This window comes from Paenibacillus sabinae T27 (assembly GCF_000612505.1).
Lineage (GTDB): Bacteria > Bacillota > Bacilli > Paenibacillales > Paenibacillaceae > Paenibacillus_AQ > Paenibacillus_AQ sabinae.
This window is the reverse complement of sequence record NZ_CP004078.1, coordinates 2,588,901-2,615,340: the sequence shown is the minus strand read 5'-3', so window position 1 is coordinate 2,615,340 and position 26,440 is coordinate 2,588,901. Positions and strand designations below refer to the sequence as shown.

32 protein-coding genes are annotated in these 26,440 nt (G+C 53.7%); 9 read left to right on the top strand and 23 right to left on the bottom strand.

The window, feature by feature from the left end; translation table 11 throughout:
- Positions 1-6 precede the first annotated feature (6 nt).
- The 9 genes from fabF to PSAB_RS12000 all read right to left on the bottom strand — a co-directional run bounded on the left by fabF (position 7) and on the right by PSAB_RS12000 (position 7,158).
- Positions 7-1,245 (bottom strand): beta-ketoacyl-ACP synthase II, encoded by a 1,239-nt coding sequence (gene fabF, locus PSAB_RS12040; protein ID WP_025334829.1) that lies wholly within the window; start codon positions 1,243-1,245, stop codon positions 7-9.
- Positions 1,246-1,454: 209 nt separating this feature from the next.
- A complete protein-coding gene (acpP, locus tag PSAB_RS12035) occupies positions 1,455-1,688 on the bottom strand; it encodes an acyl carrier protein (RefSeq protein WP_025334828.1) in 234 nt (77 codons plus the stop codon).
- 122 nt (positions 1,689-1,810) lie between these two features.
- Positions 1,811-2,560 carry a 3-oxoacyl-[acyl-carrier-protein] reductase gene (gene fabG / locus PSAB_RS12030; protein WP_025334827.1) on the bottom strand — a complete coding sequence of 250 codons (750 nt, stop codon included), beginning with the start codon at positions 2,558-2,560 and terminating at the stop codon, positions 1,811-1,813.
- Positions 2,561-2,621: 61 nt separating this feature from the next.
- Positions 2,622-3,545, bottom strand: coding sequence for an ACP S-malonyltransferase (fabD, locus tag PSAB_RS12025; protein WP_025334826.1), 924 nt, complete (start codon positions 3,543-3,545; stop codon positions 2,622-2,624).
- Between the two features lie 21 nt (positions 3,546-3,566).
- Entirely contained in the window at positions 3,567-4,556 is a 990-nt protein-coding gene (locus PSAB_RS12020) for a beta-ketoacyl-ACP synthase III (protein ID WP_025334825.1), read from the bottom strand.
- Between the two features lie 8 nt (positions 4,557-4,564).
- Positions 4,565-5,554, bottom strand: a complete 990-nt coding sequence (plsX, locus tag PSAB_RS12015; protein WP_025334824.1) for a phosphate acyltransferase PlsX — start codon at positions 5,552-5,554, stop codon at positions 4,565-4,567.
- Complete coding sequence (gene fapR, locus PSAB_RS12010; protein ID WP_025334823.1) at positions 5,538-6,134, bottom strand: transcription factor FapR; 597 nt, start codon at positions 6,132-6,134, stop codon at positions 5,538-5,540. Before fapR ends, plsX begins: the two co-directional genes overlap by 17 nt.
- A gap of 280 nt (positions 6,135-6,414) precedes the next feature.
- Positions 6,415-6,588 (bottom strand): 50S ribosomal protein L32, encoded by a 174-nt coding sequence (rpmF, locus tag PSAB_RS12005; protein ID WP_019911234.1) that lies wholly within the window; start codon positions 6,586-6,588, stop codon positions 6,415-6,417.
- A 57-nt stretch (positions 6,589-6,645) separates the two neighbouring features.
- A complete protein-coding gene (locus tag PSAB_RS12000) occupies positions 6,646-7,158 on the bottom strand; it encodes a YceD family protein (protein WP_025334822.1) in 513 nt (170 codons plus the stop codon).
- Positions 7,159-7,352: 194 nt separating this feature from the next.
- Between PSAB_RS12000 and PSAB_RS11995 the strand changes: the two genes are divergently transcribed.
- Complete coding sequence (locus tag PSAB_RS11995; protein ID WP_025334821.1) at positions 7,353-8,681, top strand: tRNA(Met) cytidine acetate ligase; 1,329 nt, start codon at positions 7,353-7,355, stop codon at positions 8,679-8,681.
- Here PSAB_RS11995 and PSAB_RS11990 read toward each other — a convergent pair.
- Complete coding sequence (locus tag PSAB_RS11990) at positions 8,671-9,708, bottom strand: SepM family pheromone-processing serine protease (protein WP_025334820.1); 1,038 nt, start codon at positions 9,706-9,708, stop codon at positions 8,671-8,673. The genes PSAB_RS11995 and PSAB_RS11990 overlap by 11 nt on opposite strands.
- A 166-nt stretch (positions 9,709-9,874) precedes the next feature.
- On the opposite strand from PSAB_RS11990, the gene PSAB_RS11985 reads away from it, so the two are divergent.
- Positions 9,875-11,101 (top strand): nucleoside recognition domain-containing protein, encoded by a 1,227-nt coding sequence (locus PSAB_RS11985; RefSeq protein ID WP_025334819.1) that lies wholly within the window; start codon positions 9,875-9,877, stop codon positions 11,099-11,101.
- Here the strand turns inward: PSAB_RS11985 and coaD are convergent.
- Both coaD and rsmD read right to left on the bottom strand, forming a co-directional pair.
- A complete protein-coding gene (gene coaD / locus PSAB_RS11980) occupies positions 11,070-11,591 on the bottom strand; it encodes a pantetheine-phosphate adenylyltransferase (protein ID WP_025334818.1) in 522 nt (173 codons plus the stop codon). The genes PSAB_RS11985 and coaD overlap by 32 nt on opposite strands.
- Before the next feature lie 2 nt (positions 11,592-11,593).
- Positions 11,594-12,184 carry a 16S rRNA (guanine(966)-N(2))-methyltransferase RsmD gene (gene rsmD, locus PSAB_RS11975; RefSeq protein ID WP_038595818.1) on the bottom strand — a complete coding sequence of 197 codons (591 nt, stop codon included), beginning with the start codon at positions 12,182-12,184 and terminating at the stop codon, positions 11,594-11,596.
- Positions 12,185-12,651: 467 nt separating this feature from the next.
- On the opposite strand from rsmD, the gene PSAB_RS11965 reads away from it, so the two are divergent.
- Positions 12,652-12,960, top strand: coding sequence for a hypothetical protein (locus PSAB_RS11965; RefSeq protein WP_025334817.1), 309 nt, complete (start codon positions 12,652-12,654; stop codon positions 12,958-12,960).
- A 243-nt stretch (positions 12,961-13,203) separates the two neighbouring features.
- On the opposite strand, the gene PSAB_RS11960 is transcribed toward PSAB_RS11965, so the two are convergent.
- From PSAB_RS11960 to PSAB_RS11950, 4 genes are all read right to left on the bottom strand, one after another.
- Positions 13,204-13,419 (bottom strand): hypothetical protein, encoded by a 216-nt coding sequence (locus PSAB_RS11960; protein WP_025334816.1) that lies wholly within the window; start codon positions 13,417-13,419, stop codon positions 13,204-13,206.
- Positions 13,420-13,521: 102 nt separating this feature from the next.
- Positions 13,522-13,692 carry a hypothetical protein gene (locus tag PSAB_RS26145; protein WP_226991793.1) on the bottom strand — a complete coding sequence of 57 codons (171 nt, stop codon included), beginning with the start codon at positions 13,690-13,692 and terminating at the stop codon, positions 13,522-13,524.
- Between the two features lie 41 nt (positions 13,693-13,733).
- The gene (locus PSAB_RS26140) at positions 13,734-14,024 is read right to left on the bottom strand and encodes a hypothetical protein (RefSeq protein ID WP_226991792.1); all 291 of its coding nucleotides are present in this window, start codon (positions 14,022-14,024) and stop codon (positions 13,734-13,736) included.
- A 279-nt stretch (positions 14,025-14,303) separates the two neighbouring features.
- Complete coding sequence (locus tag PSAB_RS11950) at positions 14,304-14,510, bottom strand: CCE_0567 family metalloprotein (protein ID WP_025334815.1); 207 nt, start codon at positions 14,508-14,510, stop codon at positions 14,304-14,306.
- Positions 14,511-14,725: 215 nt separating this feature from the next.
- On the opposite strand from PSAB_RS11950, the gene PSAB_RS11945 reads away from it, so the two are divergent.
- Positions 14,726-15,394, top strand: a complete 669-nt coding sequence (locus PSAB_RS11945) for an SOS response-associated peptidase (protein WP_025334814.1) — start codon at positions 14,726-14,728, stop codon at positions 15,392-15,394.
- On the opposite strand, the gene PSAB_RS11940 is transcribed toward PSAB_RS11945, so the two are convergent.
- Positions 15,391-16,011, bottom strand: a complete 621-nt coding sequence (locus PSAB_RS11940; protein ID WP_025334813.1) for a hypothetical protein — start codon at positions 16,009-16,011, stop codon at positions 15,391-15,393. The two genes, PSAB_RS11945 and PSAB_RS11940, sit on opposite strands and share 4 nt — an antisense overlap.
- A 150-nt stretch (positions 16,012-16,161) precedes the next feature.
- On the opposite strand from PSAB_RS11940, the gene PSAB_RS11935 reads away from it, so the two are divergent.
- Positions 16,162-16,929, top strand: a complete 768-nt coding sequence (locus tag PSAB_RS11935; protein ID WP_025334812.1) for a hypothetical protein — start codon at positions 16,162-16,164, stop codon at positions 16,927-16,929.
- A 108-nt stretch (positions 16,930-17,037) separates the two neighbouring features.
- Here PSAB_RS11935 and cobA read toward each other — a convergent pair whose 3' ends face one another.
- The 4 genes from cobA to nirB form a co-directional block, all read right to left on the bottom strand.
- A complete protein-coding gene (gene cobA, locus PSAB_RS11930) occupies positions 17,038-17,811 on the bottom strand; it encodes a uroporphyrinogen-III C-methyltransferase (protein WP_025334811.1) in 774 nt (257 codons plus the stop codon).
- Complete coding sequence (locus PSAB_RS11925; protein ID WP_025334810.1) at positions 17,808-18,017, bottom strand: hypothetical protein; 210 nt, start codon at positions 18,015-18,017, stop codon at positions 17,808-17,810. The genes cobA and PSAB_RS11925 overlap by 4 nt, the downstream gene beginning before the upstream one ends.
- A 65-nt stretch (positions 18,018-18,082) precedes the next feature.
- Positions 18,083-18,394, bottom strand: coding sequence for a nitrite reductase small subunit NirD (gene nirD / locus PSAB_RS11920; protein WP_025334809.1), 312 nt, complete (start codon positions 18,392-18,394; stop codon positions 18,083-18,085).
- Between the two features lie 11 nt (positions 18,395-18,405).
- Positions 18,406-20,850, bottom strand: coding sequence for a nitrite reductase large subunit NirB (gene nirB / locus PSAB_RS11915; protein ID WP_038595815.1), 2,445 nt, complete (start codon positions 20,848-20,850; stop codon positions 18,406-18,408).
- A gap of 343 nt (positions 20,851-21,193) precedes the next feature.
- Between nirB and PSAB_RS11910 the strand changes: the two genes are divergently transcribed.
- Both PSAB_RS11910 and PSAB_RS11905 read left to right on the top strand, forming a co-directional pair.
- Positions 21,194-21,793: an ANTAR domain-containing response regulator gene (locus tag PSAB_RS11910; protein WP_025334807.1), complete on the top strand. Its 600-nt coding sequence runs from the start codon at positions 21,194-21,196 to the stop codon at positions 21,791-21,793.
- 13 nt (positions 21,794-21,806) lie between these two features.
- The gene (locus PSAB_RS11905; RefSeq protein WP_038595812.1) at positions 21,807-22,850 is read left to right on the top strand and encodes an anthranilate phosphoribosyltransferase; all 1,044 of its coding nucleotides are present in this window, start codon (positions 21,807-21,809) and stop codon (positions 22,848-22,850) included.
- A 111-nt stretch (positions 22,851-22,961) separates the two neighbouring features.
- Here the strand turns inward: PSAB_RS11905 and PSAB_RS25945 are convergent, their stop codons facing one another.
- On the bottom strand, positions 22,962-23,066 hold the full coding sequence (locus PSAB_RS25945; RefSeq protein WP_193373921.1) for a sporulation protein YjcZ: 105 nt from the start codon (positions 23,064-23,066) through the stop codon (positions 22,962-22,964).
- A gap of 80 nt (positions 23,067-23,146) precedes the next feature.
- Positions 23,147-24,778, bottom strand: coding sequence for a sensor domain-containing diguanylate cyclase (locus PSAB_RS11900; RefSeq protein ID WP_025334806.1), 1,632 nt, complete (start codon positions 24,776-24,778; stop codon positions 23,147-23,149).
- Between the two features lie 300 nt (positions 24,779-25,078).
- On the opposite strand from PSAB_RS11900, the gene PSAB_RS11895 reads away from it, so the two are divergent.
- A complete protein-coding gene (locus tag PSAB_RS11895; protein WP_025334805.1) occupies positions 25,079-25,459 on the top strand; it encodes a PilZ domain-containing protein in 381 nt (126 codons plus the stop codon).
- A 131-nt stretch (positions 25,460-25,590) separates the two neighbouring features.
- Positions 25,591-26,436 carry a sulfurtransferase gene (locus PSAB_RS11890; protein ID WP_025334804.1) on the top strand — a complete coding sequence of 282 codons (846 nt, stop codon included), beginning with the start codon at positions 25,591-25,593 and terminating at the stop codon, positions 26,434-26,436.
- The last annotated feature ends 4 nt before the right edge of the window (positions 26,437-26,440 follow it).

Sequence of the window (26,440 nt, the reverse complement as noted above, 5' to 3'; positions counted from 1 at the left end):
GTCTCCTTACTGATTATATTTTTTCAAAATAACGGTTGCGTTATGTCCTCCAAATCCAAATGAGTTGGACATAGCGATGTTCAGATCCGCTTTGCGCGGCGTATTCGGAACGTAGTCCAGATCGCATTCGGGGTCCTGGTTATCCAGATTGATCGTCGGAGCGATCATGCCATTTTGCAGGGAAAGACCGCAAATGATCGCCTCAACGCCGCCGGCTGCTCCGAGCAGATGGCCCGTCATGGATTTCGTGGAGCTGACCGCCACCTTGTACGCATGGTCGCCCAGCGCCTTCTTGATGGCTGCCGTCTCGGACTTGTCCCCTACGGGAGTCGAGGTTCCGTGCGCGTTAATATAATCGATTTCATCCGGCTCAATGCCTGCGTCGCGGATCGCCATCTTCATGCAGCGGGCTGCGCCGTCCGGATCGGGCTCGGTCATATGGTGGGCGTCGCCGCTCAGGCCATAACCGATGACTTCGGCGTAGATCCGGGCGCCACGTTCAAGCGCATGCTCAAGCGATTCCAGTACCAGAATGCCGGCACCTTCGCCCATGACAAATCCGTCTCTGTCCGTGTCGAACGGACGGCTTGCCTTCTCAGGTTCATCATTGCGTGTGGACATCGCTCTCATCGCACAGAAACCGGCCATACCTGTCGGACGGATCGTCGCTTCCGCTCCGCCGCAGATCATGGCGTCCGCGTCGCCGCGCTGAATCATGCGGAAGGAATCGCCGATGGCGTGGCTGCCCGTGGCGCAAGCGGTTACCTGCGTCGTATTGGGGCCTTTCGCTCCAAGGCTGATGGACAGCTGCCCCGAACCCATGTTGGCGATCATCATCGGGATAAAGAACGGGCTGACACGTTTTGGGCCTTTTTCAAGCAGCAGGTTATGCTGGTCTTCCCAAGTGCCAAGTCCGCCGATACCCGAGCCGACCGATACGCCCACTCTCTCGGGATTAATGTTCTCGCCAAGAACGAGACCGCTGTCATTCAGCGCCTTCTGCCCTGCCGCAAGGGCGAATTGTACGAAACGATCCATTTTGCGGGCTTCCTTGCGGCCGAACAGCTCGTCGGGATCAAAATCTTTAATCGAAGCCGCGATCCTTGTCGGATATTCACTGACATCGAAAGCTTCGACTGTAGATACGCCGGACTTGCCGTTCATCAGGCTGTCCCAGAACGTCTCCAAATCTTTCCCCAGCGCTGTCATCACGCCCATACCGGTAATAACCACTCTATGACTCAAACGCATTCACCCCATCTGTTAACTGTTAGCTTGATTTCTCTCTTGATTAATTACTGTATATACCACAAACGCCGCGAATAAGGCGGCGGTTTGTTGTTTTCCGTGGAAATACGCGTGTCCGAGCTTTTCATTCGCCAAGACTTAGTCGCTTCTAAAAATGAGGAGAAGTCCCGCCTTAAGCAGGTACGGGACTCTTTAAGCAAAGGACTCTAGGTATGAGATTGTATGTAGTTTACAACTTCACCCACGGTCGTAATTTTCTCTGCATCTTCATCAGAGATTTCCATATCGAATTCATCTTCCAATTCCATCACCAATTCTACAACGTCGAGAGAATCAGCTCCCAAATCATCTTTGAAAGACGCTTCAAGTGTGACTTCGGCTTCATCGGCGCCTAAGCGGTCGACGACAATGCGCTTTACACGCTCCAATACATCGGACATCCGGTTCACCTCCTCTTTTGGTATTATACGAGATATGAATCCAAAATACCATAGAGCGAAAAAAACGCTTTACAGCAGCTCATTCCCGTACTTAGCACCCCGGTAAGGGGTTTCTGATCACTTTACATGTACATGCCGCCATCTACATGAAGGGTCTGTCCTGTCATATAAGCCGCTCCCTCCGACGAGAGGAAGAGGACAGCCGACGCGATTTCTTCCGGCAATCCAAGACGGGCCAGCGGAATACCCTTCGCGAGATCGGCGCGCACTTCCTCGGACAGCTGGCGGGTCATATCGGTGTCGATAAAGCCAGGGGCAATGCAGTTGACTGTAATGCCGCGGGAAGCCAGCTCGCGCGCCGCCGACTTGGTCAGCCCGATAATGCCTGCCTTGGCCGCCGAATAGTTCGCCTGCCCGGGATTGCCCGTCACGCCGACCACGGAGGAAATGTTGATGATCCGGCCATAGCGCTGCTTCATCATCGGGCGGGTGGCCGCCTTCAGGCAGTTAAACACGCCTTTCAGATTCGTCTCGATGACCTGGTCGAACTCTTCCTCTTTCATCCGCATGATCAGGTTGTCGCGTGTAATCCCGGCATTGTTGACGAGAATATCGATCCGTCCCCAAGCGTTAAGGGTCTCTTTAACCAGAGCTTCCGCCTGTTCGACGCTGCCGACATTCCCCCGGAGGGCGATGCCTTCGGAGCCGAGCTCCGCGATGCGTTCCACGGTCTCCCGCGCCGCATCCTCGCTTCCGGAATAGTTCACGGCAACCTTGACGCCGTACTCCGCCAGCGCCAGTGCGATGCTGCGGCCGATGCCGCGCGACCCGCCGGTGACGAGGGCCGTCTGGCCCCGCAATGATGAGAACATCCTTATATTCCCCTTTCATTATCCGTAAAACTTATTTGCGCGGTTCGAATCCGTTCACAGGTCAGGCAAGAGCCTCAATGCTTGCCAGACTGTTGATGTTGATCACTTTGACGTTCTTGTCAATTTTGCGGATAAGTCCGGCCAGCACGCTTCCGGAACCGATCTCGACAAACGTGTCCACGCCATCTGCAATCAGCCGCTCCACGGAGTCCTGCCACAGCACCGGCGAGTACACCTGCCGAACCAGCAGTTCGCGGATCTCCTGCGGATCGGTAACGGGAAGAGCAGTAACATTGACGACAACCGGAACGGACGGAGCATTGAACGTGATCTTGGCAAGCTCGTCCGCCAGACGCTCTGCCGCCTCCTTCATCAGGGAGGAATGGAAAGGGCCGCTCACTTCCAGCGGAATTGCCCGCTTGCCGCCCGCTTCCTTCACCCGCTGAACGACTGCGTTCACGCCTGCCTGCGAGCCGGATACGACAATTTGTCCCGGGCAGTTGACGTTGGCCAGCTCAACCGGGCCTTCCTGCTCCGATATGCTCCGGCACAGCTCGGCCAGCGCCTCGCGCTCGGCTCCCAGTACGGCTGCCATCGCGCCTTGTCCTCCCGGCACGGCTTCTTCCATAAACCGGCCGCGCAGACGCACGAGCTTGACGGCGTCCTCGTAGGTCAGGACTCCGGCTGCAACCAGCGCGCTGTATTCGCCCAGGCTGTGCCCAGCCACGTAATCCGGCTCAAGGCCTTTGCCCTTCAGCGCTTCCAGATAGGCTGCGCTTGCGGTCAGCAGTGCAGGCTGCGTGTTGACGGTCTGTTTCAGCTCGCTTTCAGGCCCTTCGAAGACGAGCTGGCTAAGCGGAAAGCCGAGAACCTCATCGCCTGTTTCAAATATCGCGCGGGCCTCGGGAACGGCTTCGAATACATCCTTCGCCATGCCGACCGCCTGCGCGCCCTGTCCGGGAAATACGAATGCGATTTTACCCATTATGCTATAACTCCCTTTCACTTACCAAATCAAGATGGAAGCGCCCCATGTCAGGCCGCCGCCGAAGCCGACCAGCAGAACGGTGTCGCCTTCCTTTATCCGGCCCTCTTCCGCCGCTTCCACAAGGGCAAGCGGGATGGATGCGGCCGAAGTGTTCGCATATTTATCTACATTAATAACACACTTCTCCGGCGGAAGCTCCAGACGCTGCATCGCCGACTGAATGATCCGAATATTCGCCTGATGCGGCACGAACAGATCGATGTCTTCTTTCGTAAGACCGGCTTTGTTCAATACCTTCTCCGTTGCAGTTCCCATAACCCGGACCGCGAACTTGAAGACTTCCCGTCCGTTCATGTAGATAAAATGCTTCTTGCCTTCAACCGTTTCCACCGAAGCAGGCAGCCGCGAGCCGCCGCCTTCGAGCTTCAGGAGCGGTCCGCCGGCGCCTTCGGCGCCGAGATCGAAGGACTGGAAGCCCCGTCCTTCCGGCACTTCGCCGACAATAACCGCTCCAGCGCCGTCGCCGAACAGCACGCAAGTATTGCGGTCCGTATAGTCCGTAATCCGGGACAGCGCGTCCGCACCGATAATCAAGGCGTTGTTGTACATGCCGTTCTGAATGAAGCCGACCGCCGTCGCCAGGCTGTATACGAAGCCGGAGCAGGCTGCAGACAGATCGAACGCAGCAGCCCCCTTCGCGCCAAGCTTATCCTGCAGAATGCAAGCCGTAGAAGGGAATGTCGTGTCAGGCGTAATCGTTGCGACAATGATCAGGTCCAGATCCTCGGGCTTCATGCCCGCCGATGCAAGCGCACGGAGCGCTGCCTCGTAAGCCAGATCAGAGGTCGCCTGTTCCGGAGCCGCGATATGGCGCTCCCGGATGCCTGTGCGGCTCACGATCCATTCGTCATTCGTTTCCACTATTTTTTCCAAATCGCTGTTGGTCAATATTCTCTCCGGCACATATTTACCGGTGCCGATAATACCGACCGGCCGTAAGCTCTTCATATTGTCACTCACTTCCCGCTAATTTCCTTGGATATGCTTGGCACAAGACCGGATGAGAGCGCCTGCCGTGCCTGCCGGACGGCATTCTTGATGGCGTTGCCGTCGGAAGATCCATGTCCCTTGACGATCAGACCGTTTAAGCCGAGCAGCGGCGCTCCGCCGTGCTCCTTGTAATCCATCTTGCCCTTAAGTCCTCTAAGTTCGGGCATAAGTATCGCTGCCCCTAGCTTTGTCTTAATAGACTTGCTGAACTGTTCCTTGAGCAGGGAAAAAATCGCTCCCGCCGTTCCCTCGAGCGACTTGAGCAAGATATTTCCCGCAAAGCCATCGCAGACAAGCACATCGCAGCTTCCCGTCAATACGTCACGCGCTTCCACATTGCCGACAAAGTGAATGCCCTCCAGCTGCTCCAGCAGCGGATAGGCTTCCTTGGTCAGCTTGTTCCCCTTGCCCGGTTCGGCGCCAACGTTCAGCAGCCCTACGCGCGGCCGCGAAATCCCGTGCATCTTGCTGCGGTAAATGCTTCCCATCAGCGCGTACTGCGCCAGATGCTGCGGCTCGGCGTCCATATTCGCACCAAGGTCCAAAGCCAGCACCCCTACATCATCGAGGGTTGGGATCATGGGGGCAAGCGCCGGCCGCTCGATCCCCTGCATTCTGCCGACGACAAGCAGCCCCGTCGTCATAAGAGCCCCTGTATTGCCGGCTGATATCATGGCCTCGGCTTCGCCTTCTTTTATCATTCTTCCCGCAACAACCATGGATGAATCTTTTTTTCTCCGAACGGCTCTGACGGGCTCTTCATCTGTCCCAATGACTTCGCTCGCATGGCGTACCGTTACATTGGACGGTTTATTCTTAAGCAGCGGCGTAAGCTTTGCTTCATCGCCTACCAGCACGATCTGCGTATCTTTCCACTCCGTCGCCGCGGACAAAGCGCCTTCTACATTGCTCTCGGGCGCATGATCCCCGCCCATGGCGTCAATGGCGATCTGCACTTCGGCTTCCCCCTTCGCTGTATTCTTCTGCCGCGGACCGGTACACGACGAAATGGCCCTGAAAGACCATCTCTTCGCCGACATAAGTGAACACGTCGACCTCGGCCTTGCCCCTGCGGCCCGCCAGCGAACGGACATAAGCCTTGGAAATGCATTTCTCACCGAGCCGGACCATGCGTACAAAACGGATATCGGCCGAAGCCGTAAGTGCGATTTCATCGTTGATGACGGCAACCGCAAGCGAGTTGGCCTGCGCGAACACATAATGCCCCCGTGCAATGCCGTTTCTGGAGAAGACATGCTCCTCACGAATCTCGAAGATCGAGATCCCGCTCTTGTCCAGCTGCAAATCAACGATATCCCCAACCACTTCATCCGCCGGAAGGGAACGCACTTGATCATAGGAATGCTCCGCCATCTGCTTCATGCGCTCCCGCAGCTCCGGAATGCCGAGTTCCATACGGTCCAGCCGGATCGTCTGTATGCTAACCTTCAGCTGCCGCGTAAGCTCGCGGTCCGTGACAAAAGGATTGTCCGCAATGATCTGCAGCAGCTTCTGCTGGCGTTCTTTTTTTGTCAATCGCTCGATGGCGGTTCACCTCCCGTCCGTCCCTTCGCAAGCAATGACCGGCCTCTGAACGGCCGCAAATGATATGGAAGCAATCATAAATTCATAAATTAGAACCAGGTACTAGTATGTAGTATAAAGCATGAAGCCGGAAAAATAAAGCATTGACTTCAAACCCGCGCCATGACGCAAAAACTGCATTGTGCTATCCAACTTACAACCCATGCTTATAATCCGCAAAAAAAATAGCACCTCACCAATAGATGAAGTACTACTTTGTTCAGAAAGATCACTATTGTTTGATGATCTCTCTAGCTTTGTACGTTCCGCACACTTTGCATACGTGGTGAGCAAGCTTCAGTTCTCCACATTGTTCACATTTCACCATGCCCGGCACAACCAGCTTAAAGTGCGTGCGACGCTTGTCACGGCGTGTTTTGGACGTTCTACGTTGAGGTACTGCCATGTGTTCCACCTCCTTATTCAAGTAAACCCGTTAATACAGGTTGTTTATTTCATCTTCTCATTTGAAAAAATCCTTCAATCCGGCGAGACGCGGATCGATTACGGTGTTGTCGCAAGTGCAGGCGCCTTCGTTCAAGTTCTTCCCGCAAGTCGGACAGAGTCCTTTGCAATCTGAAGTGCAGAGCACGGAAAGCGGTAAATGGAGAAGAAAGCTCTCCACGACATAAGGCTTTAGATCCACGGCTTCATCGGTCACGTAAATCAAATCCTCGTCTTCCTCTTCCTCCGGCTCGGCCGGTTCCTTACCCCACTTGAACGTCTCGGCAAAAGGAATATCCATATGGCTCTTGACTGGAGTCAGGCAACGAGCACATAACATGTCCGCATCTCCGCTCAGCTTACCCTCCACGGTTACGAGATCCGCACCCGCGGGCAGCGCATCGAGATCGGCCAATAACGGCGATACAGTCAAAATATCCTTACGCCCCTTGACGGCTTCGCTGACATCCACGTTCTCGTGAAAGCGCAAAGGTCCGTCGGCATTTGCAATTTTGCGAAAGTGAAACTTCATAGATATCACTCCAAACAAACAAAATTTATTATACCTATCGTTTATTACCTTTGTCAACCATTTTCCCTTTATATTGTTGCAGAAGACGGGAGGATTTATGTTATAACTATTAGTAACCGATTCGGGACGTTTTGACGGAGATTTTATACACTTTCTCAGAACGGACCGATAAACCGAACAGGAGTGAACCCCTGGTGCCGACAGTAGGAATTATTGCCGAATACAATCCTTTGCATAACGGGCATGTCCATCATTTCGAAGAGGCCAAGAGACGGTCCGGCGCATCCCGTTCCATCGTCGTGATGAGCGGCCCGTTCACCCAGCGCGGAGAGCCCGCGGCCCTAAGCAAGCGGGCGCGGACTGAAATGGCCCTCCGCATGGGCGCTGACCTTGTGATCGAGCTCCCGGTCGCATATGCCGTGCAGCCCGCGGAGTGGTTCGCCTACGGAGCGGCTTCGCTGCTTGAAGCGACAGGCGTCGTGGACAGCCTGTGCTTCGGCTCCGAGTCCGGCAGCCTGGCGCAGCTGCTGCCGCTGGCCCGCTTTCTCGCCGAAGAAAGCGGGCCGCTCCAGCGTGAGATTCGCCGGCGTCTCGCGCTCGGCGAGAGCTTCCCCGCCGCTTACAGCGCGGCGGCGGCGCTTGCTTGGCGGGACCGCCTTGGCGAAGGCGGTCCGGCGGGCGCTGCAGGCAGCAGCGCAGGACCAGCCGAACCGGCGGCTGGTCAGGGAGACGCTGCTGAGGGCAGCGCCGGTTCTCCAGGCAGCGGCAGCGGCCTGGAGGATCTCTTGCGGAGACCGAACAACAGTCTCGGTCTCCATTACCTGATCGCCCTGCGGCGGCTGGGCAGCGGGATCGTCCCGCTGACTGTTCCCCGCCTCGGGGCGGGCTTTCACGATCCGCTCCGCCCGGGAGCCTCGATCGCCAGTGCAACGGCGCTGCGCGGGCTGCTGCGGGAGGGCGGCTCTCCTGAAGGCTATATGCCGGAATACAGCCTGAGCATCCTCCGGCGCGAACAGACAGAAGGCCGGGGGCCTCTCGATTGGGAAAGCTTCCGGTCCCCGCTGCTTCATCTTCTCTCCACCCGGACAGCCGCCGAGCTTGCCGGACTGCTTGATGTCGGCGAAGGCTTGGAGAACCGTCTTCTCCGCGTTGTAACGGAGCTTGAACGGTTCACGGTCGATGGACTGCTCTCCGCCTTGAAGAGCAAACGCTATACCCGTACCCGGCTTCAGCGGATGCTGCTGCATATCATGCTGAATCATGGCAAGGAAGAATTCTCGCCGGAATCGCTGTCAAAAGGGCCGGGATATATCCGGGTGCTCGGCTTCAGGGAAAGCGGCCGGCCGCTTCTCAAAAAAATGAAGCAAAGCGCCGCCCTCCCCGTCATCATCCGGCCGGCGCTCTGCTCTGATCCTATGCTTGTGCGGGATCTTCAGGCTTCTTCGGCGTATGCCGCCGCCTTTGCGAACCCGCTGCGCAGCGATCTGTACAGCGACTATCTGCAGCCGCCGGTTATGGTTTGACCGGCAGCTTCTTCATATACTGAATAGCCTGGTCCAACGTCGATACGGGTACCAGTTTCATTTTGGCGCCGATCTTGTCCGCCTTCGCCTTGGCTTCTTCAAAGTTCTTCACCGGAACAAAAAAGATTTCAGCACCCTTCCGCTCGGCGGCGACGATTTTGAACTGCACTCCGCCAATCGGACCCACCTCTCCCTTAGGATCGATCGTGCCGGTTCCTGCGACCCTGTACCCTTTGGTCAGATCGCCCTTCGTTAACCGGTTGTATATTTCCATCGTGAACATCAAGCCCGCCGACGGTCCTCCGACATCGGTATCCGTGAAGCTGACTTCCCTTCCCGGCTCCGATGCCTTAACCTTTTGAATAGCCCCGATAACGACGCCCAATCCTGGACGAACCGCCTTCTTGCCGCTGTCCTTGATTTCCACGAGCGTCACGTCCTCGGTAAGCTTTTTGCCCTTTCGTTCAAGCGATACCGCCACCTCATCCCCGACTTTTCTGGTTGAGAGCAGCTTGCTCAACTCTTCTGGATTGGCCACCTGCTGACCGTCGACGACTAGAATTTTGTCTCCGGGCTGAAGCTGCTTATGACCGGTCTCTCCGGGAACGGAGAACACGAACAAATAATCGGTGACATCTCGGTAAGGAATTCCTGCCGCCTTGTATGCGGCCTCCACGGCATTCGACTGTGAGCTGCTCATATAGTACACCTGTGTAGCCGCGTACTCATCCTCTGACTGGTTGCCGAGTCTTTCAGCTTTGCGAGCGATTTCGGCATTCGGGTTCAGCGCTGAATAGATCAGCAGTGCCACATTCGCATAGCTGGCGGAAACGGTGGTCATCATGAACGTTCCAGCTTCATCTCCATCCTCATTCTCTACCTTGATCATGGGGGCAACCTCGGAAGCCGCTCCCGGCTGGTACACCACGTAAGGCGTCCCCATGAACACAATAACGTAGATTAGCACGATTAGCGTGAACAGATAAACTCCTGCACGTATTCCCGTTCTGTTCCTGGACTGCCTCAAAGGAGTTCCCCTTCTTTCCAATAAACTCCGCCCTTTATTTCCGGTTATGTATAGTGCGATGAAGGAGCCTTCTGTCCTGCACCCGCATTAGCATGAAGACTGCCAAGCCTGCATAAATTGTTAGAGAACTCGTCTGCTCCCAAGCTATGAGGAGGTGGAATGAAACATGAGCGTCAAAATAAAACAAATCGCCAAACAATCCGCTCCTTTTCTGTCCGGGGGCCTGGCCATACTTCTCGCAGCAGCCATCATTTCCTCGCCGGAAAGCTCGTTTCATGCCTCACTTCAGGGCCTCCAGCTGTGGTGGACGCTCGTCTTTCCAGCACTGCTGCCATTTCTGATGCTCTCGGAAATGCTAAGCGCATCCGGTTTCGTCCACGCCGTCGGCGTCCTACTGGAACCGATCATGAAGCTTCTCTTCCGCCTGCCTGGCTCCGCGGGCTGGACACTGGCACTTGGGATGGCATCCGGCTTCCCCGGCGGAGCCCAGGGCGCGCTCCAGCTGCACAGGCAGGGCGAAATCTCTGCCAGAGATGCCTGCCGTCTGGCGTCGCTTGCCCATTTCGCCAGCCCAGTGACGCTGCTGATCGTCGTCGGCACCGCCATGCTTCACAGCCCCTCGGCCGGTTACGGCTTGCTGGCCGTGCACTGGCTGGCGGGCCTCGTCGCGGGCATGACGGTTTCGGCGGGAGCTTCGCACCGCAAGGATACCGCTCCTCCAGATGCCCCCGCCAAACGGCGGGCTTCCCTGATCCGGCGCGCGGTATCCGCTGCATTGGACGCCCGCGCCAGAGACGGCCGCAGCTTCGGCAGACTGCTCGGCGAGTCGGTTGGCGCCTCGGTGCAGAGCCTGATGCTGGCCGGGGGATATATCATTATCTTCTCCGTTGTCGTCAATATTGTGGCAAGGGTGTGGCCTGCACTGCCCGCAGCGCTGCCCGCCAGCTTTCTCGAAATTCATCTCGGGGCGAAGGCGCTCACGTCGGGAGCCTCGTTTCCCCCGGCAATTCCAGGCGCATCCGTCGGACCGCTGGGACTTGCAGTTCTGTCGGGGGCGCTGGGCTGGAGCGGCATCAGCGCACAGCTCCAATCACTGACGGTGCTGAGACCCGCCGGCGCCCACTTCCTCCCGTTTGCCGGCGGGCGGCTGCTGCATGGCGGTTATGCGTTTCTACTGACGCTGCTGCTCTATAAGCCAATTTCGGCGATTCAGGAGACGCTGCCCGCTTTTTCCGGTGGGAACTTTTCTACTCTGTCCGGATCAACCGTCGAAGGAGCGGTTTGGAGCTTTTTTCCGAATGCAGCCGCCCTGTTCGCGTTAACCCTGCTCGCCCTGCTGGTGCTGGCCTTTGCCGTCCGGCTTACTTTCGCTCTCCGCCGCCATTTTCACTGAACTTCCGCCGGATGGCCCGTTCGACCTCCGGAGTCACGAAATCGGTCAAATCGCCGCCAAAATGGCCGATTTCTTTGACCACGCTGGAACTCAGATAGGAATACTTCGGATTCGTCATCATAAAAATCGTCTCGGCATCCGAATTCAGCTTGCTGTTAATGGTAGCGATTTGCAGCTCATATTCGAAATCGGTAACGGTGCGGATGCCCCGTACGATGACGTGCGCATTTTTTTGCCTGACATAGTTGGCAGTCAAATCCCGGAAGCTGTCAATTTCCACATTGGGAAGATGCGATGTTACCTCGTGAAGCAAATCGATGCGTTCCTCAACAGAGAACAGCGGGTTTTTGCTTATATTGTTCAAGACAGCCACGACGAGCCGGTCGAATTGCTTCGCCGCCCGCTCAATGATATCAATGTGGCCCAGCGTTACCGGATCGAAACTGCCGGGGTAAATCGCGATTCTTTCCTCTCTGATTTGCAGACTCACTTTTATACCCCCTCATCCTTGTCGATGTCGGTCTCGGCGCCGGGTTCATAACGGTAAATGGATACCGCCGTCTCACCATACACTGCATGACGCATCCGTATAAAGCCCGGAATTAATTCAGGATATTCATAACCGGACTCATGCTCAAGCACAATGACCGCGCCTTCGCGCAGCAGCCCTTTGTCAATCATCATGGCCATAAGCTCGTCCCCGAATTTATGCCGGTAAGGCGGGTCCAGAAATACGAGATCGAACCTCCGCCCCCGTTTCTCGAGCGCGACCAATGCCTTGTTCGCATCGTTCCGGTATACCTCGGCTTGCTCTTCAAGCTTTGCCGTCTTTAAATTCTCGCGCACTGTATCGATGCTTTTCGGCTCCTTGTCAATAAATACGGCGCTCCCGATGCCTCTGCTCAGAGCTTCGATTCCAAGTCCGCCGGTCCCGGCGAATAGGTCCAAACAATCGCCTCCATCGAAATAAGGGCCGATCATGCTGAAAATCGCCTCCTTGACCTTATCGGTCGTAGGGCGGGTTCCGGTTCCCGGAACGCTTTTTAAAGGTCTTCCCTTGGCTGTGCCCGACACCACTCTCACTGCTTGCTTCACCTGCTCTGTATATCTATTTATTACGCCGTTAGCGGCATAATTTCACGCCTATCGTACCACATTCCCGCCTCTAAATAAAAAAGTTTGTCACACCCCGTCACCTAAGGCGGCGGATAAAATTTAGGGTCAGATGTATAAAACCGGTTATCCGGGGTCATCCTGTAATTATCGACATCACAAAATGTCGAAGACAACCGCGGAGCAAGCTTACGCTTCCCCATAAGCTCTTCGTCCGGTTTCTCCTCTCCCATGAAGGGCCTCGTCGCGAGACGGGGCCCGATTTTTTTGTATAATCCAGCAACCTTAGCTCGCCGCAAAAACTATCCCCCCCTCCCCCGCAAGTTACCTATCAGGAATTCTATCTATTAACCAAAAGCTTTGAGCAAGCATAAAGTGTGGTACAGAAGAAATACCGAAATCCTTCTCAAGTTCAGCACAGGGAGGAAGGGAGAATCTTGGCTCCTCTCGGAAAACGCAATAACTCAAACTCCAAAAAGAAAACCCCTGCTTCCTTGATCAAGGAAAACAAAGGGCTTGAATTAGCGGTGGCCGCGCTTTTGTTAACCGGCAAACTTAAAGTCGATTCCGTTCAGCTGTTCACTGATGCTTCCCTGGTCATCAGCCTGGTGGGCAAATACAAAAAATTAAGTGATATCAGCGACAGCAACGTTGAAAAGCTGGTTAACTTCATGAATGATAACGGCGGCTTAACCTTAAACGATCTGATGGAAGCTTTAAAGAAGAAAACCGGGAACAGCAAATAATTTTCAGGAAAAGAAGGCGGGGGAACGGAAATGAGCTGCTTCGACGGAGAAAGTTTTGCCGGAAATATTCTATTGATCATAGTTATCGCTTTGCTTGTCTATGGATCTACAGATATCGAGGACTTAACCGGCGCTCCATCTTCATCCTGAACAGAAAGCACCAGCCCTTCCGTACGATAGGTAATGCTGAAATGCAAAACAACCCCGCCGGCCTGACGGCTGACGGGGTCTTTGCTTATTTTTCTAAACTCGGTCCTCCGGTTTGTATGTTTCATAACCATCACGAATTTCACGATTTTTCGTATAAATGTATAAGTCCAACGCTTCAATTCCACGACGGGCAAGCTTGACAAACAGGACAAAGGCGTAAATCCCAAGCCCTGCTGAAATCAGCCAAAAAAAGAAGAAAAATGGAGCTATAGCCAATCCACCGCCATAAAATATCCCTGGTTGTGCCATCAAATGTCTCATCTCCTTGTAATGCAGCTTCAAAAAATAGTGTAAATCAACTGGTACATTCTGTAAATGAATAAAATCTCGGTAAGGGATTAAAGCCGTGAATCAGCGAAGAAAAGATGAAGGAAACTGTTGGACGATACCGCGAGTCATGACGTCGGCCATCTCAAGCGCCTGGGCTTCGATCCGGTCACTTGATGCGACGTTCTCCGCATAATTGCCCGCAATACGCGTAGCAACCTCATTGCTGAGCAGCCTCAAATGCTCATGAAGCATGCGGCGCCATTCTGCCTCGGACCAATGGGGATTGATTCGGCTTAAAACTTAGCGATAGCATCCGCATTTTCATACCACCGTTTCTGGGCGTCCGCTGCCGCTTTGGAGTTCCCCGCTTTCAAAGCCTTGACGAGCTCTGCTGCGATCGTGAGATGCCCCCGCAATAATTTGGCAAATTCGGCCGCGACAGCCGGACCATACAGTGGGGCTAGAACAGCCGCAAAATCGTCGGGATTCCGGAGAAGCCTTTCCGTTGTTTCTTTTTCATCCTTAAGGCCGTCGACGATACTGTTGACCGTTAACCGGGTCCAGAACGCATGCTGCTCCCACAAAGTTCTGAGCTTCCTGTTCAACTCTACTTTCGATGGGGTCCATTCCATTTGATGGGGCTGCCGGTAGCGTAATGGTGATAAATCGGGAAATAAACATTCATTGGGCTGACTCCTTCTTTTTTCAACAGTATATAGGCGGAATCCTTATTTTGTGCCTGCTTTAGCCCCAAATTGCGATCCGGCAGAAGAAAATGGGACCTCTCCTTGCAACCTTTACGGTCACCGGATAGGTCCCATTCGGAGCAGCGCCCCAATCAACCACTTTTGATTATTGCAAACTCAAACTTGCTGCGATTTCAGACTCTTCAGTTCCTGTCTCTTGGCTGCCAGCGCAGAAAAGGTCTCGAAGGTTTGTTGAGCCAATCCGGGGAGTTGTTCCAGATTCAGCGGCAGGCTCTCCGCCAGATCGTGAAGCTGGTTCTGCAGGCTGACCGCCTCACTGTTCAATTGCTTGATTTCTTCCTTCAGCTGAACGATTTGCTCCATACATTACCCTCCTGTTTGAGCCGTTTCGCCCGAATACAGCCCATGGTATTAGCCTTGCTTACAATAATTATACTGTTTTTATAACTATTATTATGTAATAAATGTTACACTCGCATATAAAAATAGGAACCGACTTCCGCATGATTGAGCAGCTCCGGTTGATTAAGGCGCAGGCTTGTTTTATCATAGATGACAAACTGAGGGGGTGTCTTAGCATGTGCGGCCGTTACACGATAACCGTCTTATTGGAAGAGCTTATGCTGAAATATTACACCGAAGACGTCACCATCAAACATTATGCTCCAAAATATAATGCCGCGCCCATGCAATATATCCCCGCCGTTATCGGCACCGGAGCCGGGAACCGGATCGGCCAGCTGCGCTGGGGGCTTGTTCCTGCATGGGCAGCGGACGACAGATCCGGAAGCAAAATGATCAATATCCGGGCCGAGACGCTGCGGGACAAGCCCTCATTTAAAAAGCTACTGTCCTCGCGGCGCTGCATTATTCCGGCAGACGGATTTTACGAATGGAAGAATCAGGGCGGAAGCAAGCAGCCTATGCGGATTGTGATGCGTGACGGCGGTATTTTTTCACTGGCGGGGATTTATGATATATGGGTGAATACGGATGGCGCAAAGCTGGGCACCTGTTCCATCATCACCACGGAGCCCAATGTATTAGTGGCGGAAATTCATAACCGGATGCCGGTCATTCTTCGACGGGAAGATGAGGCTAGCTGGCTTGAGCGAAGCAATCAAGATGCGAACAGTCTGGCCCAGCTGATGAAGCCATATGACGCTTCCAAAATGCGGGCCTACCCCGTCTCTCCGAAGGTCGGCAATGTCCGCAACGATTCGAAAGAATTGCTGGAGGAGGCTTAATGCTCTTTTTGGTTAAAAAATTCCTCGACCTCATTGTAGATCTGCTGTAAATTTTTGCTCCCGTCTATTTTTAATACATCAAGATTAAGTTCTCGGGCTTCATGTTCGACAAAAGCGGCAAATCCGGCATCCCTGATCATCCATTTGTCAAAAGCTACAACCGGATCATCTGTGCAGTCCAGTATTTCCTCTATCCACTCCCGCTTACGGTAATGATGACGCTGAAAAGGTTCGGTAGGGATCAGCCAGATGGCTTTATGCATGGATTTCAGGCAAGGAGCAACCAAGGCTGGCAGCAGCTGATTGCCCTCGACAATAATGGGCTGATGGCTCCTTTCCTCAAGATCACGCAAGACGAATGAAAAATCTTCTTTAAAAAACTCGATATACTCTTTTAACTGTTCCTGAACACTTCTAATATAAAAGGCTTCATTATAAGTCATCCTCGAAATCTTGTACATGGCAGGCTGATTTGAAGTGGATATGTTCTGTAAGTGACGATCCAGATGCTCATCGCAGGAATATAAAGCCAAACCGTGCTTCTCCGCGTACCGCTTGGCTATGGTGCTTTTTCCAGCACATGCTGAGCCGCCGATCCAGTAGATTGATTGTTCCACAGTACAACCTCCCTTCTTAATATAAGTATAGCATTTCACAGATTATTTGTAAGCGCTTGAAATATCTATCCTTCGCTCCATTTAACCTCTAACGCCCATTCTGCTACACTTAAGATATCAATCAAAATCAGAGCCTGGGAGGAACTAATTATGAGAAAGCCCATCTATACCGAATGGCGGTTTTGGGTTATTATCGTCGTTATTGTATTGGGGATTGCCATTGCAGCCGCGATAAAACAGCGGCAAGAGCAAGCACAGGACAGCCCTCCTTCACCCTCTCCGCCGGCGGCTGCAGGCACGCAATTGCCATCGCAGGTAACGGCTCCCACACCTTCAGCGACGGTAGCCCCCGGGGCTTCTGCGGCAAATCCGGCGTCATCGCCACCAGACGTAACGCCTTCGGCGGACACACAGCCGGTAACCCCCCCGCCTTCGGCATATCCCGGCCAAACCTCTCCAGCGGATCAGGTCCCTTTGCCGAAATCAGATGTGCTGGCCTACTCACGGCAGTTGAAGGGCTCTCCTTATATAAGAGATGTTGCGGTCGGAACGGATAATATTGAAATCCATTACTTCGGAAGCTTCGCGGAGTTCGCACAAGCCAACCCCGGCACGCAGAAGACCAAAGCGGATTATAATGAATATTTCAGCTCCCGCGATGCCATTAACAAAATTCTTATGGAAGCACCGGTCCAGTTGTTCCGCCAATTCCCGGGTACGGCATCTATTGACATTTCCCTGCCGTTCAGCGGCAAGACCTATTCGGTCTCCCTGACCAAAGGTTCTGTGGAGAAGTTTTTCAATACCGATTTGGATGGCATCGAAACTGACGAGCAGTGGGCCGAGCAAATCAGCGGTCCTTACTTCAATAAAGAATACAGGGATCAGTTCGCGGAGCGATACATTAAAGTCAATTAATGTGAAAAATAAAAAAGGACCCCGCCTACCGGCGGGGTCAATCCTGTATTATAAGGGGGTTATGATTCTAAATTAACCCCCAGCCGCTAAAATGAATCTGAATCGAAACTAAAAGTTGATCGATTGATGATCGGGGGCCGATTCCAGCTTCATCAGCACCTCTTTCACTTTGACAACCTCCCCGATGATGATCATCGCCGGATTGCCAATCTCGAGCGCAGAAGCCAGTTGTTCCATATTGTCCAGTGTCCCGACCGCCGTCCGCTGCCGGCTCGTTGTTCCGTTCTCAATCAGCGCCACCGGCGTCGATCCCGATTTGCCATGGCGAAGGAGCTCCTCCCGGATTTGTCTCAGGCGGCCAACTCCCATATATACGGCTATTGTATCCACGCCGCGAGCAAGATGCTCCCAGTCAAGCTGAGCCTCCGGATCGCCGCACCGGCTGGCGGTGATGACGGCAAAGGAAGCGGCGACACCGCGGTGCGTTAGCGGGATGCCGGCGGCTGCGGCGGCGCCGATAGCAGAAGTAATACCGGGAACGACTTCCCAGACGATACCGGCCTTAGCGGCGGCCAGCGCTTCCTCGCCGCCTCTGCCGAACACGTAAGGATCGCCACCCTTCAGCCTGACAACCTTGGAACCTTGACGGGCATGATTAATCATCTCATGCTCAATTTGTTCCTGGGTCATGGTGTGCTGGCCCGGCGCTTTACCGCAGTAGATCAAGCGCGCATCGGGTTTTGCATAATCGAGCAGCTCCTTCGACACTAGCCTGTCGTACAGCACGACATCCGCTTCCCGGATGCGGCGCACAGCCTTCAACGTGATCAATTCCGGATCTCCCGGCCCCGCCCCGACGATGGATATACGTCCGCTCTTCATAAGCTTTTCCCCACCGGAATAACAAGCGCGCTTGCAACCGGAATTTTCGTCTGTGCCGCTGCAGTATTAGACAGGGTGGTGGCAGAGGCCAGTATGGCTCCACCCAACACACCGCGTGTCACCAACTGAGAAATGGTCAGCTCCGCTTTAGTCTTCTCTGCATCAATCATTGACTGCTGAACTTCACCGGGTTTTACGTAATCCATGATGTGCTGCCCCCTTTCTAACCAGACTTCGAAATCTATCCCCCGAGACCGAAACTTGCCGGCCTTTAGACTGTCAGATAAATGGCGCCAGTTGCCGGGTCAACCTCAACTTCAAACGTGGGAACGCATCCCGTGTCAGGCTCCTGCACTTTTCCCGTATGAAGGTCAATACGCCAGTCATGCAGCGGACAGTGGACCTTGTCGCCGCAGACTATTCCTTCCGATAACGTGCCCCCTTTATGCGGGCACTTGTTCTCCACAGCCAGCACTTCCCCGTTCGACAGACGGAACAAGGCAATTTCCAAATCTCTTACTTTAAGTGTCCGCGATCCCTTAAGGTCGATTTCCGACACATTGCCGACATGCATTTTGGTCATCGTCATATCCGTTAGCCCTCCTGGTATACCGTCTCGGTCCGAGAGATCGGCTCGAAATTTTTGCGAAGCTTTTTGTTAGATACGATCTCCTTCCACGGATCGGTGGTCACGCTGAGCGCTGTCTGGATTCTTTCCTGCAGCGCAAGCCGCTCTTCTCTTTCCTCAAGCGCCTTCTTGATGCTGTCCAGCCCGACACGCTCCACCCAAGTCGAGGTTCTTTCGTTCCAGCCGGCATTTTCACGGTAATATTGAAGGAACGCGCTTGCCCACTCGACAACCTCATCCTCTGTCTTCACTACGCAGAGCAGATCCGTCGCCCGGACATGCACGCCGCCGTTGCCGCCGACATGCAGCTCCCAGCCTCCGTCTATTGCGACAACGCCAAAATCCTTGATCGTCGCTTCCGCACAGTTTCGCGGACAGCCGGAGACGGCAAGCTTGACCTTGGCCGGCGTATTCAGCCGCTCAAATTCCTTCTCCAGACGGATGCCCATCGCAATAGAGTCCTGGGTGCCAAACCGGCAGAAGGTCGATCCGACGCAGGTCTTGACCGTACGCAGCGTTTTGCCGTATGCATGTCCCGAAGGCATGTCAAGCTCTTCCCAGATTTTCGGCAGGTCCTCTTTTTTGATGCCGAGCAGGTCAAGCCGTTGGCCTCCCGTGAACTTCACCAACGGAACGTCGAATTTCTCTGCAACCTCGGCAATCTTCTTCAGCTCAGCCGGGGAAGTGACGCCGCCGTAGATCCGGGGAACGACGGAGTACGTTCCGTCCTTCTGAATGTTTGCGTGAAAGCGTTCATTCGTGATCCGGGATTCTTTCTCATCCACATATTCTTCCGGCCACAGCATGCCGAGATAATAGTTCAGGGAAGGACGGCATTTCGAGCAGCCCTCCTCATTGTTCCATTCCAGCACATTCATGACTTCCTTGACACTCTTGAGCTCCATTCGCTTGATTTCCGCAACGATTTCGTCCCGGCTAAGCGTGGTACAGCCGCAAATGCCTTCCTTGACCTTGACCGCAGCATCGCCCGCATACAGCTCCAGCAGCCCTTCTACCAATGGCTTGCAGCCTCCGCAGGAAGCCGACGCTTTCGTGCAGGCCTTGATCTGCCCTACACTTGTGCAGCCGCCGCTTGTAATGGCTTCTGCGATGGCTCCCTTGGATACGCCGTTGCATCCGCAGATGATTTCATCATCCGCCATTGCTTCGAGGCGGGCCGTCGGAGAAGATTTCACCGCGTCATCCAGCAGGCCAAGCAGCAATGCTCTTTCTTTGCCCTGAATCGATTCGCCGCTCTTAATTAGAGAGAACAGCTGCGCTCCGTCCGCTGTATCGCCGAACAACACCGCGCCGATGAGCTTGTCTTCACGGATAACGAGCTTCTTGTATACTCCGCCGATTTCATCCTGATAGCGGAGCGCCCGCGATCCGGCCGGCTCCTCGTATTGTCCACCGGAGAATACATCCACGCCCGACACTTTAAGCTTGGTCGAGGTGACCGATCCTTCATAGCCTTGCGTTTCGACACCTGCCAGCTTTTTGGCAAGTACGGCACCCTGCTCATACAGCGGTGCGACAAGACCGTAAGCGATGCCCCGGTGCTCCGCGCATTCCCCAATGGCATAAACGCCCGGAATATTCGTTTCCATATAGTCGTTGACGACAATACCGCGGTTAACGGTTATGCCGCTCTTTTTCGCAAGCGCGGTATTGGGCCGGATTCCGACCGCCATCACGATCAGATCGGCTTCCGCCGTGCTGCCGTCCGCGAAGAGCAGGCTTTTGACCCGCTTTTTGCCGAGAATGGCTTCCGACTGCTTGGTCAGCAGGAACTTCATGCCCTGGGCTTCCAGCTCCTTCTGCAGCATGACCGATGCTTCCCTGTCGAGCTGCCTTTCCATTATATATTCGGAAATATGGACAACGGAGACGTCCATTCCCAGATGCAGCAGGCCACGGGCCGCTTCCAGGCCAAGCAGTCCTCCGCCGATTACAACGGCTTTTTTATAGGACTTTGCAGTTTCCATCATGATTTGACAGTCTTTGATATCGCGGAAAGCGATAACGCCCTCCTTGTCCGCTCCCGGAAGCGGGAGCATAAACGGATCAGAACCGGTAGCGAGAATCAGCTCGTCATAAGCCGCCTCCACCCCGAGGTCGGAACGGACAACTTTGTTCTCCGTATCGATACTCTCGATTTTGTGTCCTGTATACAGAGTGATATTATGATTCTTATACCATTCATAATCGTTAATAACGATTTCGGATAAATCGGTTCCCCCTGCCAAAACGGAGGACAGCATAATCCGATTGTAGTTCGGATGCGGCTCGGCGCCAAAGATCGTTATTTCATAAGTATCGGGAGCCAGCTTGAGCAGATGCTCGATTGCCCGCACACCCGCCATGCCATTGCCTACAAGCACCAGTTTTTTACGTGATGATTTTATCATGTATCTCTCTCCTCTCCTTGGGGAACACAAAAAGCCCGCTTCAAGCCCGTACGAGAGAAAGCATCACTCGAATCAGACATGAAAGCAGGCGCCATTGCCGCTTTTTCTCAGATACGCCTTTGTATCCGCAAAAGATTGAATTTGTTAAATCGACTATACAACACCGTTTTTTAAACGTCAATAAATTTAACATATTAATTTTTAATTATTAAAAATATCGACATTTAGGCGCACTTTGTGTTATATAAAATAACATTGATAGATAATCGTACGATTTATAAGGCGACTGTCAAGCATTACCAAACCTAATTTCTTCCAAGTTTAAAAAAAGGGGCGTCCGACTATGCATTCCCTGTTGGTTGTCTATAGCGGGCTGGCCGGGAAACACCCTGGCAAGACCGATGCCCAGTCCAAACCGGAGGTTATTCTCAGGTCCTGCGGCTATATTGTTGAAGTGGCCGCTTCTCGGGAAGAAGCCGTCAAGCTAATTGCGGACGTCGACGCCTCCATCCTTTGTATTCCGATTACGGAATTCAAATGCTGGGCGGATCTTTTGATGTCCCGCAAGACTGCCCCCGTCATGTGGTGGTGTACGGATGAGACCGCAACGCTCTCTGTATCCGCATGCGAGGACAATATTTTGACTGACGGTATCCTCTGCCCGTCCATGCTGCCGCAAGAGATTCATTGGAGCCTTCACTTTGGCGCCAAACAGTGCTTCGAACGGAAGCAGTGGATGAAGGAAAAGGAGCAGCTGCTCTCCCGGCTCGAAGAAAGAAAATGGATCGAAATGGCGAAGGGGATTCTCTCCAAGGCCAAAAACATCCCCGAATCCGAAGCGTACGATCTTCTGCGCAAGCAAGCGATGAACGAACGCAAACGGATGGTGGATGTCGCAACTTCAATCGTCAAGGTATACCAGATGCTTCAGGATCAAAAGTAAGGGGGCACCGAACATGATTAACCTACTTAAAGAAGTTGCCAGAGGCAAACGGGGCGCCCGGGATTTAGACTTCGGAGAAGCTGCCGCCGCCGCAGAAGCGATTCTTAATCAGTCCGCCACACCGGCGCAGATTGGAGCGTTCCTTGTAGCCGAACGGATCAAGCTTGAAAGTATAGAGGAATTGGAGGCATTCGTATCCGTCAGCCGAAAGTTCACGCGCCGCGAGCAGGTCCAGGAGGGCCTGGACTGCGCAGGACCTTATGACGGACGAATCCGGTCCTTTGCGGCGACCTTTCCGACCGCTTTCCTGCTCGCCGCGGCGGGTCTGCCGGTGACCCTGCACGGTTCCGCTCCGCTCCCTCCGAAATGGGGGATCACCCTGCAGGACATTATTCTGGAGGCGGACATCCCGCTCTCCGCTCTTTCCCGCTATAGCTCCATTCACGCGGCCCGCCGCAGCGGTGTGCTATATGCAAGCTCCGAAGAGTGGTGCCCTCCGTTCGGTAAAATCCGGGGAATCCGCGAGGAAATCGGGATGCGGACCATTTTTAATACGACCGAGAAGCTGCTGGATTACTCCTGCTCGCCTTTCATCGTGTTCGGAATCTATCACAATACGGTCTTTGACCGTCTCGCGCGGCTCATGATTAAACTCGGATACCGGAAAGCCATGATCATACAAGGGACTGAAGGCTCGGAAGACCTTTATATCGACCGCCCGACACGGGTATACAAGGTGGAGAACGGCGCGGCGGGTCTTGATATTATTGATCCCGAAGCGCTCGGATTGGATACTCCCGTTCCGGAACTTGTCTGGGATGCCCGCCTGCAGCTGACAACGGCTGAAGCCGTGCTGCAGGGCGGCGGCCACATCGCCTTTTACAATCAGGTCCTCCTCAACGGGGCCGTCAGACTGCATTTGGCTGGCCGTGTCGGTTCCATTGAGGAGGGTGTGTACACCTGCAAGGATCTGCTGGATGGCGGCAAGGCTTGGGACAGCTATAATGCATGGAAGAATGCGCTGCTCAGTGAGCCGCCTGTTACACATCAAGTCTAATCTGCGGAAGACCGGATCAAACGCCCTCATTCATACGCAGCAAGCGCCTTTCCCTAGAATGCCGGGGAAAGGCGCTTTTTCTATACGTACCTATTCAGTTATCAGCCGTTCCTAATACATAAAAGTCCGAGTAATAATGACAAGCAGGATAAACAATACCAGAATTGTTCCTGTCGATGTTCCGATTCCGCAGCCGCAGCCTGGAGCTTCACCCATTCGAAAATTCCTCCTTCAAAATAGCGTACGACATATCCTATTCCGCAGCCCCTTGAATCGATTGGGTGTTTATCCCAGCATTAAACCGCTGTTTCAAATGTAATCCGGTTCTTGCCGCTCCGTTTGGAAATATAAAGCGCGTCGTCAGCCAATCGCAAAATTTCGCTTGTGTCCTGGGTTTCGGGACTCCAGACCGCGGCGCCGACGCTGCAGCCGACCTGCACGATTTCCCCACCGATCAGGAAAGGCTGATTGATTTTGTCGATAATACGCTTGGCTACGACCTCGGCTTCCTGCATCGGCTTTGCTGCCGAAGTGTGCAGGATCACCACGAATTCGTCTCCCCCGATACGGGTGACCATCTCATTGTCCCGGGTCGATTCAAGCAGACGGAAGGCGACCTCTTGCAGCAGCTTGTCTCCGGCTGCGTGTCCGAGCGTATCGTTCACCTTCTTGAAGCCGTCCAAATCCAGATACAGAAAGCTGAGAGTAGAGCGGTTCTGCTTCGCCTTGTTGACTGCATGGGCCAAATAATCGTCCAGCGCCATCCGGTTAGGCAAGCCGGTCAGCGCATCATGCCGTGCAATATCCGACATATAACTCAGCTCCGTCTCGGTTTGGCTCAAGTTCTGGACCAGATTTCGCAGAGAAACGGAGAGGATGGACAAATCCTTGATCCGGTTAAATTTCGGAATCTCCGCCTCTTTTCCGGTACTGAGGAGATCGGCTTTCTCCGCAATAAGCTGAAGCGGGCGGGCAATCCACCCGGCGATAAACCAGCCTGCAATGCCGAACAGAACGGCAACGGCGAGGCCGGAGAGAGCGATATAATTTTGCAGCCGGTGTACGGAAGCAAAGGCAATTTCCGCCGGTTGGCGGATGATGACGGACCAGCCAAGACCGGGATAATCCATGTATCCGTCTCCGTGTGCGTAACCTGTCAAATAGGCTTGTCCGCCATCTGACTTATTGACGAGCCATGAGCTTTTGCCCTGACGGGCCTCTGTCAGCGCCGCGTCCTTCATCGGCTTGCCCACCTGGCTGGACGGTCCGAGCACAATCGTATTGTCATTTTTGCTGACAACGAAGACCTGCACGCCCTTCATATTTTCCTTGAGCGGCGTGAGAATCGACGACTCCACCTGACGGGACCATTCCCAGCTGAGATGTGCAGCCAGGACGCCCACCGCTCTACCGCTTGCGTCCATTACAGGAACGCCGATATCGACGAATTGCAGCGGCTCTCCGCCCGGATTGGGCAGCAGTTTGGCGAGCAGCTTGGCATCATGGACATCTCCGATAAAAGGAGCATCGATCCCGAATTTGAAAACCGGCCGATCCTTAATGTTGCTTCCGACCAAAATGTTATCCGTTGCCGACAGAACATTGCCTTTTGCATCCATATATCCGACCCAGGTAAATACTGGGAGATTTTCTTTCAGCTGGTTTAATAATCCCCCAATTTCCTTCTTGTCGACAGGCTCCTGGAACGCTTTAAGCTTGCTCAGAACCTCCACTTCCTCAGAACGCGCCCACATAAAATGATCCAAACTATAAGACATCTGGTAAGCGACTTCCGCCAGCGATCTGCCTATGGTAACCTCCGCGGTCTTCGATGATTCTTTGCCGATCAATAAACTGAGCAGAGCCGTCAGCAAAATAATAACAACAGCAAACGCGCCTGCAAACAAAGTCCGCAAATGGATTGACACCCGTTCTTTCCTCCCTCCCCGTCGCCCGTCCGTATAGTATATCGTGCAGAATGGCAACGGCGTAAAAACGCATGATCTATGTTTTTAGTATATTTATCGGTTGGTCGACCAATTTTATGTAGATGCGCATTATTAAATAGAGCGCTTTCAACAGGAAGACTGACATGTTCCAGTGAACGTTGCCTGTAGCTGCGATATCAACCGTCTGTTCCTTTAATTTTTTTACAATTTATCCTCCCGGCAGATTGTCCAAAGCGCTTCATTCCGATATAATAGTGAATAAATGAGCGGAGGGAATTTATGGGTGCTTCCAGCAGAAAAGAACCATTCCGTTTTGTGATGAATCAACCGATCGATTGCTGGCTGGAAGTGCCGGCCCGTAATACCGGTCCCGGTACCGGCAAGCGTACCGCAGGTGTACTGCTCGACCTCAGCCGCTCAGGCTGCAAGGTTCGCAGCTCTTTGAATCTCCGGTTTACAGCCGGGGATACCCGGCTTATAATTTATTTTCAATTAAATGAAACCCTGCTTCAGTTCAATGGAAGCGTACGCTGGGGCTGGATGTACGGTCTTGGCGAATATCAGTACGGAATCAGGCTCGATTTGACGGATGAAGAAGAAGATATTCTCATGCACGAGCTCGATATATGGACGATGTCTTCAGGCGGTGAAGGCGTTTAGAAGAAAGACGGGGCTGCCCGTCTTTTTTTGTGGGTGCCTAAATGTTTGCGGCCCTATTCTCTTTGTGTATGCTTCTTTATTCGATATAATAGACTTTAAATACTAGAAAAATTAGGAGGAAGGTATAATTGATGGATACCGTCGTTTCTCCCCGCTGGCTGCTGGCCCGGCTGTACGAGCCTGAGCTTGTGATCGCGGATTGCCGTTTTCTGCTGTCTGAACCCGAAGCGGGTCGCAGCGCCTACCTGAAGGATCACATTCCGGGAGCCGTATATTTGCATCTGGAAGAGCAGCTGTCCGCTCCTGTCGGCAAGCATGGCGGGCGCCATCCGCTTCCGGAGCCCCACGAAATTGCTGCTGTACTTGGCCAAGCGGGAATCAGCCGGGACAGCATCGTCGTCGCTTACGATGATCAGGGAGGCGCATACGCTTCCAGGCTTTGGTGGATGCTGCGTTATGTCGGGCATGAGAAAGTGTATGTCATGGATGAAGGCTACTCGGCATGGAAAACGGCAAATTTCCCTGTGAGCGACAGCCAGCCAGTCCGTATTCCAACGCTCTATGAACCGGAGGTCCACCCCGAAATGCTGGCCGGAATAGATGAAGTCCGTACAATTTCACAGGAAGGGGGAGCGTCCTCTCCCCTGCTGATCGACTCTCGGGAGCCAAGGCGTTATGAAGGTCTTGAAGAGCCGATCGACTCCAAGGCTGGTCATATCCCGGGTGCGATCAACCGGTTCTGGAAGGACGTCCTTGACGACCAAGGCCGATGGAAAGACGCAGAAGCGCTGAAGCAGCATTTTGCCGATGTTGATCCTGGACGCGAAGTCATTGTCTACTGCGGCTCCGGCGTCAGCGCCTGCCCGAACGTGCTGGCTCTTAAGCGGGCCGGATTTGACAAGGTAAGGCTGTATCCGGGAAGCTGGAGCGACTGGATCAGCTATGAGGAGAATGCGGTGGCAACGGGAATAGAATAGAATT